A 12,505-nucleotide genomic window follows, 5' to 3' on the forward strand; every position below is an offset into this window, starting at 1 on the left:
TACCACGAGGCGGGTGCTGGCTGCTCGCCGTACGGCGCTCGAGGGTGGTCGCCATGACCACGCCATCCCCTGTCCCGGTGACCCAACGGCCCGCGACCGCGAGCACCCTCGGCACCCGCGACCGCGTCGCGCTCGTCGTCCTCCTGACGGCCAGCTTCACCCTCGCGGTGGACTTCTCGATCCTCAACGTCGCGCTGCCGCGCATCGGCCGCGAGGTCGGCTTCGCACTGGCGGACCTGCAGTGGATCGCGACGGCCTTCGCCGTGTGCGCGGCGGGCCTGACCCTGCTCTTCGGACGCTGCGCGGACCTGTACGGGCGGCGCCGCCAGTTCCTCCTCGGGATCGCGCTCCTCGGCGTGGCCTCGCTGGTCGGCGGTCTCGCCGACGACCCCGGACTGCTCCTCCTCGCCCGGGTCGCGCAGGGCGTCGCCACGGCCGCCGTCACCCCCGCGGCCCTGTCCCTGCTGACGACCTCGTTCCCCGAGGGGCCGCTCCGGGAGCGGGCGCTCGGGCTCAACGGTGCGCTGATGGCCGCCGGGTTCACGACCGGCGCGGTCCTCGGCGGCCTGCTCACCGACCTGGTCAGCTGGCGCTGGGCGTTCTTCGTCAACGTGATCGTGGCGGTCGCGGTGCTGGCCGTCGGTCCCCGGGTCCTGGCCGAGACCCGGGCCGAGCGCCGGCCTCGGCTCGACGTCCCCGGCGCGGTGACCGTCACGCTCGCGCTGACCGCCGGCGTCTACGGGCTGACCCAGGCCGGGGAGCGCTCGTGGGGCGACGTGCGCAGCTGGGGCGCCCTGCTCTTCGCCGCCGCGATGACACTCGTCTTCCTCGCCACCGAGCGCGCCGTGGCCGAGCCGCTGGTGCCGCTCGGGGTGCTCCGCCGCCGCACCACCGGGTGGGGCAACCTCGCGGGCGTCGTCGCGTTCGCCACCGAGACCTCGGTGGTCTTCCTGCTGACGATCTACCTCCAGAGCGTCCGCGGCTTCACGCCCCTCCAGGCGGGGCTCACCTTCGCCGTGCTGGGCGCCGGCACCGTCGTCGGAGGCCTGGTCGCACCGCGCGTCATCGGGCGCGTCGGCGGCAAGCGGGCCATCGTGTCCGGCCTCCTCGTCCAGGCGGCCGCGACGGCGCCGCTGGTGCTCCTCGGCGACGCGTGGGCGTGGCTGGTCGTCCTCCTCGCCGCCACCTTCGTCGGGGGCGTCGCGAACCTGGTGGCGATCGTCGGCTTCATGGTGACCGCGACCTCGGGCCTCCCCGACGGCGAGCAGGGCCTGGCGACCGGGCTGGCCACGATGAGCCAGCAGGTCGGGATCACCCTCGGGACACCCGTGATGTCGGCGATCGTCACGGCGTCGGGTGCCGCGACCACCGCGCAGGTGATGCACGGCGTCTCGACCGCGCTGGCGGTGAACGCCGCGATCTGCGCGGCGGCCGCGGGACTGGTCGCCGTCGCGGTGCCGGGCGGCCGCGTCCGCTAGCCGCTGCCGGCCTGGTCGAGAAGCGCAGCCATCGCGGCCCGCCCCTGGTCGATCGCGCGGTCGATGTCGGCGAGTTCGGCGCCGAGCCGGGCGACGTCGGGCGAGCCCGGTGGCGGACGGACCTCGACCAGGGTCGGCACGTCGGCGCGGCTGCTCTCCGCCAGGAGCAGGTCATCGGCGGCGTAGGTCCGGTGGCGCTCGACGTGCGCACGTCCCGCCAGACGGCCGTGACGCAGGAAGTACGGCGCCAGCGCGAGCCGCTCGAAGCGCGAGGGCGGCGCGGCGCGCTGGTCGGCACGCCGGGTGCGCAGGACGAGCACGTGCGTGGCGCCGTCCGCGAGCGCCGTACGGAAGGGGACGCCCTCGGAGAGCCCGCCGTCCACGAAGGTCCGGCCGCCGAGGCGCACCGGCCGGCCGGCGAGCAGCGGCATGCAGGCGCTCGCGCGCAGCGAGGTCTGCAGGGACAGCCGGTCGGTGATGTACGGCGCGAGGTCGGCGGGCCTGCCCGTGCGGGCATCGGTCGCGATGGGGTGGAAGCCGATCGGGTTGGCCAGGATGGCGGCGAAGTCCATCGGCGTGATCGCCTCGTAGACGTGGTGGACCAGCCGGCCGAGGTCGACCAGCGGGCCGCCGCGCAGGAGGCGACGGGGGTCGGTGACGCCGGCCGCGGCCACCTCCGGCCAGGCCCAGCTGCGGATCCAGCGCCGCGCCTCGCCGCTGAGCAGCCACGCCCCGTTGAGGGCGCCGCCCGAGGTTCCGTAGATGTCGTCGAAGGAGTCGGTCAGCCCGGCCTCGTCGAGGGCGAGGGCCATGCCCGCCGAGTAGGCCGCCCTGCTGCCACCGCCCTCGATGGCGAGGGCGATCCGGCAGCCGTCGTCGCGCTGCCCCGGCCTGCTCCCCGTCGCACGGCGCCGGGCCAGGGCGGCGAGGAGCGCGGTGTCCGCGTGGCTCATGCCGGGAGCTCGCGCACCACCCGCGCCGGGTTGCCGACGGCCAGCACGCCGGCGGGCAGGTCGCGGGTGACCACCGACCCGGCGCCGACGACGGTGTTCGCACCGATCGTGACGCCGGGACAGACCACGACCCCGCCGCCGAGCCAGACGTTGTCGCCGATGGCGATCGGCAGGGCGTTCTCCCACTTGTCCCGCCGCAGGCCCGCCTCCAGCGGGTGCAGCGGCGTGAGGAGCTGCACGTTCGGTCCGATCTGCACGTCGTCGCCGATGGTGATCGGGGCGACGTCGAGAGCGACGAGCCCGAAGTTCGCGAAGCCGCGGGCACCGATCCGGATCCGCGAGCCGTAGTCCACGTGGAGGGGCGGACGGATCGCGGTGTCCTCGCCGACCGCGCCGAGCAGCTCGCCCAGGATCGCCGTACGGCGCTCGCGCTCGCGCACGCCGGTCGCGTTGTAGGCCTGGGTGAGCTCCTGGGCCCGGACGTAGGCGTCCACCAGCTCCGGGTCGTCGGCGAGATAGAGGTCGCCGGCGTCCATCCGCTCGCGCATCGAGCGCGGGTCGTCAGGGTCGGGGGTGGGCGTCGCGCTCACCTGTCCTCCTCCTCGCGCTCGCGGCGGTGACGCATCCGCTCGCGCTGGTCGTGCGCCTCCTCGTCGGCCTCGTCGATCTTCCCCTCGAGCGCGGCGACGGCGTCGGGGTTCCCGTGGAAGCGCCGGTAGGAGTACACGATCAGGACGAGCGCGATGACGCAGGAGACCAACAGGGTCACCCCGGTCCAGGGGCCTCCGAAGAGCCACCACTTGTCCGCCACGGGCCACCACGACGGGACGTCGGGGCCGACGATCCACAGCACGCCGAGACCGCCGAGGACCAGGCCGCCCAGCGTCGACATCACGATCCGGGGCCACGTCTCCACGCCCTCCGCGGCGGCTCGCAGCGCGCGCAGCAGGACGGGCTCGAGCAGCCGCTCCGCCCAGGTGTACTGCTGGGAGAGCACCGCCAGGCCTCCCGCGATCAGCAGGAGGCCGGGGCCGGGCAGCACCATCGCGGCGATCCCCGCCAGCAGCAGCACCCAGCCGAGGACCTCCAGGACGACCCGCTTCGCGGCGCCGGTCATCGCGCGCCCCACTTCTCCAGCCAGGCGACGACGTCGGGGTCGGCATTGCCGTGCTCCACCGCGATCCGCGCCCAGGTCTGCGCCATCGCGTGGAAGCGCAGCGGGTTGTAGACGTCCTCCTCGCGGGAGAAGAGGCCGTCGCCGGCGTAGGTCATGATCGTGATGTTGGGCTCGCAGAGCTCGGTGCCGTCCCCGGGGTCGGGCATCGGGTTGAGCACCTCGCAGACGAGCCGGTTCTGCCCGGCGTCGACGACCTGCCAAGAGACCGGGAAGCCGGGCATCACCCGGCCGGGGTACGACGTCATGGTCCGCACCGACCAGGCGCGGATCTCCTCGCGCCCGCGGAAGGTGCCCATGGCGTGCTCGACGTACTCCGCGTCCGGGGTGAAGAGGTCGGCGTAGCCGTGCCATTCCCCGCTCGCCGCGAAGCCGGCGACCTGCTCGTGGAAGGCGGCGTACGCCTCGGCGATCTCCTCGGCCGAGAAGACGGGGGCTGGGCTCATGGGTCGATCCAAGCAGGTCGGGCCAACGCACGCTCTAGGCTTCGGACATGCCGCGCAGGACCGCCCCGGGCCGCAGCCCGTTCGGGTCGCGGCTCCTCGGCCCGCGCCACCAGGGTCCGCGCCAGCTGCGGATCCGGATCCAGGTCCTGCTGACCGTCATGCTGGTGACGACGAACCTGGTCGGCGCGCTCGTCGTCTTCGTGATCAACACCTGGGCTATCCCGTCCCCCTCGCCCAACCGCTCGATGATGCTGGCGCTGGCCATCGCCATCCCCACCTACGTGTTCGTGGCGGCGGTCGTCGGGGCGATCTGGGGCACGACGTCCTCGCTGCGGGCGCTGCGGTGGGCCACCCAGCCGGAGGTGGATCCCGACCACAGCCAGCGCGCCCGTGCCCTGCGGGTGCCGCTCACCCTGACCTCCGCGCAGTTCTCGATCTGGCTGGTCGGGACGATCCTGTTCACGGTGCTGACGGTCGTGCTACAGCCGTCCCGGGCCGTCGGGACCGCGCTGACGGTCGGCATCGGCGCCGTGGTCGTCTCCGGCATCGCCTACCTGCTGACCGAGTTCACGCTGCGCCCGATCGCGGCCCGGGCTCTCGCCGACACGAAGGTGAGCCAGCGGGTCCGCGGCGTCGGCGTCGGCCCGCGGATGGCGATCTTCTGGACCCTGGGCACGGCCGCGCCGATGGTCGGCCTGCTCATCGCGGCGATCCTCGCGCTCACGCCCGCCGGCTCGGACGCGACGCTGGAGCAGCTCGCCGTCGTGACGATCATCGTGTGCGGCATCGTGCTGGTGTTCGGCTTCCTCCTGACCGACCTCAACGCCCGCTCCGTCGTCGCGCCGCTGCTCTCGGTGCGCGACGCGATGCAGGAGGTGGAGAGCGGACGGCTGGACGCCGACGTCGTCGTGTACGACGGCACCGAGCTCGGCCAGCTGCAGAGCGGCTTCAACGCGATGGTGCAGGGACTGCGCGAGCGCGAGCAGATCCGGGACCTGTTCGGCCGGCACGTCGGCCACGAGGTCGCCGCCGCGGCAGCCGCCATCGGGGCCGGCGAGATCGAGCTCGGCGGAGAGACCCGCGTGTGCTCGGTGCTCTTCGTGGACCTGGTGGGCTCGACGACGTACGCGACCGAGCACGGGCCGACCGAGGTCGTAGCGGTCCTCAACCGCTTCTTCGGCGTCGTGGTGGACGAGGTCGACCGGCACCACGGGTTGGTGAACAAGTTCATCGGCGACGCCGTGCTCGCGGTCTTCGGCGCCCCGGTGGAGCTCGCGGACCACGCGGCGGCCGCCCTGGCGGCGGCCCGCGCGATGGCGACCCGGCTGGCCGTCGAGGTCCCCGAGGTCGGGGCGGGGATCGGCGTCGCCACCGGCCAGGTGGTCGCGGGCAACGTCGGACACGAGCAGCGCTTCGAGTACACCGTGATCGGCGACGCCGTGAACAGCGCCGCCCGGCTCACCGACCTCGCCAAGGAGGCGCCCGGCCGGGTGCTCGCCGCATGGGACTCCGTCGTCGCCGCCGGCGAGCCCGAGGCCGGACACTGGACGCCGCACGGCGAGGCGACGCTGCGGGGGCGGGGGGAGCCGACGCGGCTGGCGGTGATGCGGGCAGGGGTCAGGTAGTCCGCACCCTGCTCACACCAGCGCGTCCAGCGCCCGGCCGATCACCACGAGCAGCTTGGCGGGGTCGACATCGGCCTGGGTCGGCACCGCGGTCAGCTGGGCGTCGCGCTGGAGCACGGCGAGCCCGTGGACGGTGGCCCAGCCGATCGTGACCAGCTCCTCCGTGGGGACGGAGGCGGCCCAGCCCGTGGCCTGCGCGGCGCGCACGAGGTCGAGCATCAGGTCGCGGTGGGCCAGCCGGGCCTCCGCCAGCGCGGGGTCGTCGGGGTGGAGCAGCTCGGGGCGGAACATCACGTCGAACATCGTCGGCTGTCGCGCGGCGAACTCGACGTACGCGACGCCGGCCGCGGTCACCTGCTGGCCGCCCGCAACCGGGGCGCTGGCCACCGCCGCGCGGGTGCGGGCCAGGAGCAGGTCGAAGCCCTCCACCGCGAGGGCGGTGAAGAGACCGGCGCGGTCGTCGAAGTGGTGGGCGGTGGCCTGGTGCGAGACCCCCACGCGGCGGGCGATGGCGCGCAGGCTGGCCTTGGCGGGGCCGCAGGCCGCGATCTCCTGCTCGGCCGCGCGGAGCAGCCGGTGGCGCAGGTCGGCGTTCCTCATGGCGCCGATCCTGCCGCATCCCCGGCGTGCCCCCGACCCGCCCGCTGCGGCCACCACAGCCGCCGGCCGAGCACGGTGGCGAGCGCCGGGACCAGCAGGGAGCGCACGACGAAGGTGTCGAGCAGCAGGCCGACCGCGATGGTGAAGCCGACCTGCCCGATCGTGGTGACCCGTCCGGCCATCAGCGCCATCATGCTGACCGCGAAGATCACGCCGGCCGAGGTGATCACCCCGCCGGTCGCGGCAGTAGCGCGGGCGATGCCGGCGGCCGAGCCGTCCGGCGCCTCCTCGTGCATCCGCTTGGTGAGCAGCAGGTTGTAGTCCGCGCCGACGGCGACCAGCACCACGAACGCCACCGCGGCGACGGTCCAGTCCAGCTGGACGCCGAGCCCGTACTGCCACACGAGGACCGACAGCCCGATCGCGGCGGCATAGGAGAGGACGACGGTCGCCATCAGTGCGAAGGCGGCGACCACGCTGCGCAGCAGCAGGAGCAGGACGAGGAAGACCGCGACGAGCGCGAAGCCGGCGATCACCTCGAGATCGGACATCGAGTAGCGGCGCAGGTCGGCGTTGGTGCTGGCCATCCCCGTCGTCAGCACCTCGGCGTCGTCGAGCACGGTGTCGTTGAACGACGTCTCCACGATCGCGCGCAGCTCGTCCACGCGGTCCGAGGCCGCCGGACCGAAGGCGTCGGTCGAGCCCAGGACGGCGAGGCGCGCGGTCCGTCCGTCCGGGGACAGGTAGAGGCGCATCGCGGCGGCGAAGTCGCGGCCCTGCAGGGCCGTCGGCGGCAGGTAGAAGCCACCGCTGACCGGGTCGCCGGCGGCGTCGCGCGTCTCGAGCAGATGCCGAGCCGCGGCCTCCAGGCCGTTCTCGAGCTCGGGCAGCGACGTGGCGACCTCCTCGGTGCCGCCCCGCAGCCGCCCGACCCCGCTCGCCAGCTCGTCGGCCCCGGTGGAGAGCTCGCCGAGCCGGTCGGCGAAGACCCGCTGGCCCGCGGCGAGCCGGGTGCTGCCCTCGCGGGCCTTCGCGAGGCCCGCGCGCAGCTCCCGGAGCCCGCCCTCGAGCTCGCCGGTCCCCGTCGCCAGGGCGCGGGCTCCGGCCGCCGCCTGCCGGAGGCCCGGCAGCAGCTGGTCGCGCTCGGCCTCCCAGATCCGCTTGAGCCCGGCGCGGGCCTGGCGGCAGGCCGGGTCGAGCCCGCAGGTGAGGCTCTTGGTGGTGAGCGCGTCGTGGACCAGCGCCAGGCCGTCCACGGCGAGCTGCACCTGGTCGGCCGCCGCGGCCAGCCCGTCGGCGAGGCCGGTCGCCCCCTCCCTCAGGTCACCCGTGCCCGAGATCGCGGCGTCCGCGCCGTCGAGCAGCCGGGTCATGCCCGTGCTCAGCCGCCGAGTGGAGTCCGCGATCCGGCCTGCGCCGTCGACGGCCTGGTCGGCACCCTCGGCGAGCTGCCCGGCCCCCTCGTCGAGGCGGCCTGCCCCGTCGGCGAGCTGTGCGGCGCCGTCGGCACCGGCGGCGACCTCGCCCCGCGCCTTCCCCAGCTCGTCGCCGACCAGACCGGCCTGGTGGGCGAGCGACGCCTCGGTGATCGGTACGCCGAGCGGCCGGGTGACACCGCGCACCATCGCGACCTCGTCGTGCTGCGCCAGCGCGGCCGCGGCACGCTCGAGGACGGCGAGGTCCTTGCTCGTGCGCAGGTCGTGGTCGGCGCGGACCAGCACGTAGTCCGGCAGCACCTCGTTGGCGGGGAAGTGCCGCGCGAGCAGGGCATAGCCCCGGTTGCTCTCCGCATCCTCGGGGAGGGGCTCGCGGACGTCGTACGACAGGTCGGTCAGGGGGAACAGCGCCGCCAGCAGCGCCAGCGGCACGAGCGAGGCGGTGAGCATTCGTACCGGATGCGCGGCGACGACGTCGGCGACCCGCTGCCAGACACCAGCGGCCTTCGACGCCCTCGGCTCCGCCCAGCCGCGACGTCCGGCGAGGGCGAGCAGAGCCGGCGTCAGGGTGAGGCTGACGAACAGGTTGACCGCGATGCTGACCGCCACGGCCGGACCGGTGGTGTTGAAGAAGCCCAGGTCCGCGACCGCCATCGACAGCGTGGCCAGCACGACCGTCACCGCGGAGCCGGCGATGACGCCCCCGACGCGGCTCGCCGCCACGGCGGCCGCCCGGGCCGGGTCGACCCCTAGCCGCCGCTGCTCGTGGTAGCGCGCGACGAGGAAGACGGCGTAGTCGGTGCCGGCGCCGAGGACGATCGCGGTGAGGAAGGAGCCGCTGAAGGTGGAGACGGCGAAGAAGTCCTGCAGTCCGCACCACGCGACGGCGGCACGACCGAGCGCGAGGCCGAGGCCGACCACCGCGAGGATGAGCAGCGGGATCGCCAGGGAGCGGTAGATCAGCAGCAGGATGAGCGCGATCAGTCCGATCGTCACGACGGTGATCCGCACGACGCTGTGCTCGGTCTCGGTCGCGAGGTCGACGACGGTCGCGGTGGGGCCGGTGACCTCGACCGTGAGCCCCTCGGGAGCCCGCGCCCCGACGATCTCGCGGACGGCGGCCACCTGCCGCAGCGAGGACGGGGCACCGGTCGCGCCGGTGATGCCGACGAGCACGTACCGGGCCTGGCCGTCCTCGCTGGTCAGTGCCCGCCGCAGCGCCGGGTCCCGCACGTCCTGCACGAAGGTCACGTCGTCGCGGTCCTGCGCCAGGTCGGTGACCAGCGCCTCGGCGTAGCGCCGGTCGGCCTTGGTCAGACCGCCGCGGCGCTCCATCGCCACGACGATGAAGCTCTCGGCGTCGCCGCTGCCGAACTCCTCGTTCATCAGCTCGACCGCGCGCATCGACGGCGCGTCCGTCGGCACCATCGGCGAGGAGTCGCGCCCGGCGATCTCCTCCAGCTGCGGGACCGCGACGTTCATGACCGCGGTCAGGGCGAGCCAGGCGAGCACGACCCACCCGGCCCGGCGTACGGCGAAGCGGGCGAAGCGCGCGACCTGGTCGCTCTCGGGGGGCACCCCCGGAAACTAGAACTGGTTCCTTGCCAGTGGCAAGGAAGTGTGGCGGGGACCACCTCACGACGCCGGTGTGGCAGGCTCCCCGCGTGAGCCAGCGAGCGGAGCGGGACGTACAGGGGTTCGAGCCGGACGCGATCGTGGTCGGAGCGGGCCTGGCGGGCCTGGTCGCGACGTACGAGGCGAGCCGGGCCGGCAAGCGGGTGCTCGTGCTCGACCAGGAGAACCGCGCCAACCTCGGCGGCCAGGCGTTCTGGTCGCTGGGCGGGCTCTTCCTCGTCGACTCTCCCGAGCAGCGCCGCATGGGGATCAAGGACTCCTTCGACCTGGCCTGGCAGGACTGGCAGGGCTCCGCGGGCTTCGACCGCACCGAGGCCGGCGCCGACGGCACGCCCGGCGAGGACCACTGGGCCCGGAGATGGGCCGAGGCCTATGTGCGCTTCGCGGCCACGGAGAAGCGCGCCTACCTGCGCGAGCTCGGCCTCAGGGTGCTGCCCTTCGTCGGCTGGGCGGAGCGCGGTCGCGGCGACGCGGCGGGGCACGGGAACTCGGTGCCCCGCTTCCACCTGACCTGGGGCACGGGCCCCGAGGTGGTGCGGGTCTTCCTCGAGCCGGTGCTCGCCGCCGAGGAGGCAGGCCTGGTCCGCTTCGCCTTCCGCCACCGCGTCGACGCACTGGTCCGCGACGGCGACGGAGCAGTGCGGGGCGTCCGGGGAGCGGTCCTCGAACCGAGCGTGACGGAGCGGGGCTTCGCCTCCGGCCGGACCGAGCTCGAGGACTTCGAGCTGCTCGCCCCGGCGGTCGTCGTCACGACGGGGGGCATCGGCCACAACCACGCCATGATCCGCGCCAACTGGCCCACCGAGCGGCTGGGCCCCGCACCGAGGCACATGATCAGCGGCGTGCCGGCGTACGTCGACGGGCGCGGCCTCGCGATCGCCGAGGCGGCCGGGGCGCGGCTGGTCAACCCCGACCGGATGTGGCACTACACCGAGGGCATCCACAACTGGGACCCGGTGTGGCCCGACCATGCGATCCGGATCATCCCGGGCCCGTCGTCGCTGTGGTTCGACGCGACCGGACGGCGGCTGCCTGCCCCCAACTACCCGGGCTTCGACAGCCTGGGCACGCTCGCGACCATCGGTGCGACCGGCTACGACTACACCTGGTTCGTCCTGACCCAGTCGATCGTCGAGAAGGAGTTCGCCCTCTCCGGCTCCGAGCAGAACCCCGACATCACCGGCAAGGACCTCAAGGTGATGTTGCGCGCGCGCCTCGCCAAGGGTGCGCCGGCGCCGGTCGAGAAGTTCAAGACCGACGGCCTCGACTTCGTGGTCGCCGACACCCTCGAGGCCCTGGTCGACGGCATGAACACGATCGTCGACGGCGACGCGCCCGCCCGCGGCCCCCACCTCGACGCGTCGGTGCTGCGCCGGCAGATCGAGGCCCGCGACGCCGAGCTGGACAACGCCTTCAGCAAGGACTTCCAGCTGATGGCGATCGCGAACGCCCGCCGCTCGCGCACCGACCGGCTGATCCGCGTCGCCAAGCCGCACCGGATCCTCGATCCCGCGCACGGCCCGCTCATCGCCGTACGCCTCAACATCCTCACCCGCAAGACGCTCGGCGGGATCGCCACCGACCTCGACTCTCGCGCCGTCGACGCGAGCGGAGCCGTGATCCCGGGCCTGTACGCCGCCGGCGAGGTCGCGGGCTTCGGCGGAGGCGGCGTGCACGGGTACAACGCGCTGGAGGGGACCTTCCTGGGCGGGTGCATCTTCTCGGGCCGGGCGGCCGGCCGCGCGATCGCGCGCGGCTGAGCCGGCGTCGCCCGCTCGCCCACAGGCCGCGAGCACGGGCTGGCCCCGCGGGCCGGCCGGTGGCACGATCACGGGCCCCGTTGCAGACTAAAGGGGTAGACCTGGTGGACGACCCGCAGATCTGGACTCTGCTCGGGGTGTTCAGCGCGATCATGTTCGCCGCGCTGGGTCTCTCGTCGCGCTATGTCGTCGCCCAGCTCGGCGCCTTCGCCCGGCCGCCTGATCCAGGGTGCGCCGGGGGCCGGCGCTCACGCGCTCGGGTCCACCAGGATCTTCGCGTGCCGCTCGGGGTCGCCGAGATCCTCGAAGGCCGCCGCGACGCCGTCGAGCGGCACGGTGCCGGTGACCAGCGGGCGCACGTCGACCTTGCCCGACGCGATCCACTGCAGGGTCTGGTGGAACTCGCTGGGGTCGTAGGCGAAGGCGAAGCGCAGGTCGATCTCCTTGTTGATCGCCATCGAGGGACGGAAGGAGTCCTCGCCCATGCACACGCCGACGACGACCACGCGTGAGAGGAGCGGCGCGTTCGCGACCACGTGCTCGATCATCCCGGGGACGCCGACGCACTCGAACACGACCGGCCCTCGCGGGGTGGCGCCGGCCTTCTCGGCGGCCCGCATGACGTGGGCCCACGGCAGCAGCGGCACGGCCCGCAGCTTGTCCATCGCGTCGATGCCGAGCTCGGCGAGGGCGATCGCCTCGGTGAGATAGCGCTTCGAGTCGGCGAAGCTCGCCCACGGCGACGCCTCCGCCGGATCCACCACGACATCGGCACCCATCCGCTCGGCGAGCGCCCGCCGCCCCGCCGAGAAGTCGCTGGCGATGACCTGTCGCACCCCGGTGGCCTTCAGCATCGCGATCACGGCGAGCCCGATCGGTCCGCAGCCGATCACCACGGCGGTGTCCCTCGCCCCGACCTCGCCGCGGCGTACGGCGTGCAGCGCGACCGCCATCGGCTCCGTGAGAGCGGCGCCCTCGGCGTCGAGCCCGTCGGGGACGCGCATCGTCATCGAGGGGATGGCGAGCACCTGCTCGGCGTACCCGCCGGACGCGAGCGGGCTCAGACCGGTCAGGTGCACCGAGCCGCCCGAGCGCAGCACGGGCAGCGCCACGACGCGGGTGCCGACCGGGAGCTGCTTGCGCGTGCGCGGACCGTAGTCGGCGATCGTCCCGACGAACTCGTGGCCCATCACCACCCGGTCGCTCGAGCGCATGAAGTGGTCGTAGCCGAGCTCGGCGACGTCCGCGGCGGTCTCGTCGCAGTGCAGCCGGGCGTGCAGGTCGGAGCCGCAGATGCCGCAGCGCTCCACGTCGATCAGGACCTGCCCGCGCTCGGGCGTCAGGTCGGGGAGGTCCTCGACGGTGAGCTCGGCCTGGTGGCACACGACAGCACGCATG

10 protein-coding genes are annotated in these 12,505 nt (G+C 74.0%); 3 read left to right on the top strand and 7 right to left on the bottom strand.

What is annotated here, in order from left to right; genetic code table 11:
* Nucleotides 1–77: 77 nt before the first annotated feature.
* Nucleotides 78–1,478 carry an MFS transporter gene (locus ACJ5H2_RS19735; RefSeq protein ID WP_408897140.1) on the top strand — a complete coding sequence of 467 codons (1,401 nt, stop codon included), beginning with the start codon at nt 78–80 and terminating at the stop codon, nt 1,476–1,478.
* Here the strand turns inward: ACJ5H2_RS19735 and ACJ5H2_RS19740 are convergent.
* The 4 genes from ACJ5H2_RS19740 to ACJ5H2_RS19755 are packed head-to-tail and all read right to left on the bottom strand — an operon-like array spanning nt 1,475 to nt 4,051.
* On the bottom strand, nt 1,475–2,431 hold the full coding sequence (locus tag ACJ5H2_RS19740) for a patatin family protein (RefSeq protein ID WP_408897141.1): 957 nt from the start codon (nt 2,429–2,431) through the stop codon (nt 1,475–1,477). The two genes, ACJ5H2_RS19735 and ACJ5H2_RS19740, sit on opposite strands and share 4 nt — an antisense overlap.
* On the bottom strand, nt 2,428–3,021 hold the full coding sequence (locus tag ACJ5H2_RS19745) for a sugar O-acetyltransferase (RefSeq protein ID WP_408897142.1): 594 nt from the start codon (nt 3,019–3,021) through the stop codon (nt 2,428–2,430). Before ACJ5H2_RS19745 ends, ACJ5H2_RS19740 begins: the two co-directional genes overlap by 4 nt.
* Nucleotides 3,018–3,548, bottom strand: coding sequence for a PGPGW domain-containing protein (locus tag ACJ5H2_RS19750; protein ID WP_408897143.1), 531 nt, complete (start codon nt 3,546–3,548; stop codon nt 3,018–3,020). Before ACJ5H2_RS19750 ends, ACJ5H2_RS19745 begins: the two co-directional genes overlap by 4 nt.
* Nucleotides 3,545–4,051 carry a nuclear transport factor 2 family protein gene (locus ACJ5H2_RS19755; RefSeq protein ID WP_408897144.1) on the bottom strand — a complete coding sequence of 169 codons (507 nt, stop codon included), beginning with the start codon at nt 4,049–4,051 and terminating at the stop codon, nt 3,545–3,547. Before ACJ5H2_RS19755 ends, ACJ5H2_RS19750 begins: the two co-directional genes overlap by 4 nt.
* Nucleotides 4,052–4,098: 47 nt before the next feature.
* Here ACJ5H2_RS19755 and ACJ5H2_RS19760 point away from each other — a divergent pair, with 47 nt between their 5' ends.
* Nucleotides 4,099–5,676, top strand: coding sequence for an adenylate/guanylate cyclase domain-containing protein (locus tag ACJ5H2_RS19760; protein ID WP_408897145.1), 1,578 nt, complete (start codon nt 4,099–4,101; stop codon nt 5,674–5,676).
* 12 nt (nt 5,677–5,688) lie between these two features.
* On the opposite strand, the gene ACJ5H2_RS19765 is transcribed toward ACJ5H2_RS19760, so the two are convergent.
* Together ACJ5H2_RS19765 and ACJ5H2_RS19770 are read right to left on the bottom strand one after the other, a co-directional pair.
* The gene (locus tag ACJ5H2_RS19765; RefSeq protein ID WP_408897146.1) at nt 5,689–6,276 is read right to left on the bottom strand and encodes a TetR/AcrR family transcriptional regulator; all 588 of its coding nucleotides are present in this window, start codon (nt 6,274–6,276) and stop codon (nt 5,689–5,691) included.
* Complete coding sequence (locus ACJ5H2_RS19770; protein ID WP_408897147.1) at nt 6,273–9,290, bottom strand: MMPL family transporter; 3,018 nt, start codon at nt 9,288–9,290, stop codon at nt 6,273–6,275. The genes ACJ5H2_RS19765 and ACJ5H2_RS19770 overlap by 4 nt, the downstream gene beginning before the upstream one ends.
* Before the next feature lie 86 nt (nt 9,291–9,376).
* Here ACJ5H2_RS19770 and ACJ5H2_RS19775 point away from each other — a divergent pair, with 86 nt between their 5' ends.
* A complete protein-coding gene (locus tag ACJ5H2_RS19775) occupies nt 9,377–11,107 on the top strand; it encodes an FAD-binding dehydrogenase (RefSeq protein WP_408897148.1) in 1,731 nt (576 codons plus the stop codon).
* A 248-nt stretch (nt 11,108–11,355) separates the two neighbouring features.
* Here ACJ5H2_RS19775 and ACJ5H2_RS19780 read toward each other — a convergent pair whose 3' ends face one another.
* Entirely contained in the window at nt 11,356–12,504 is a 1,149-nt protein-coding gene (locus tag ACJ5H2_RS19780) for a zinc-binding dehydrogenase (protein WP_408897149.1), read from the bottom strand.
* Nucleotide 12,505: the final 1 nt, after the last annotated feature.

The sequence above is a fragment of the Nocardioides pymetrozini genome (genome assembly GCF_046058985.1).
Taxonomy (GTDB): Bacteria; Actinomycetota; Actinomycetes; order Propionibacteriales; family Nocardioidaceae; genus Nocardioides.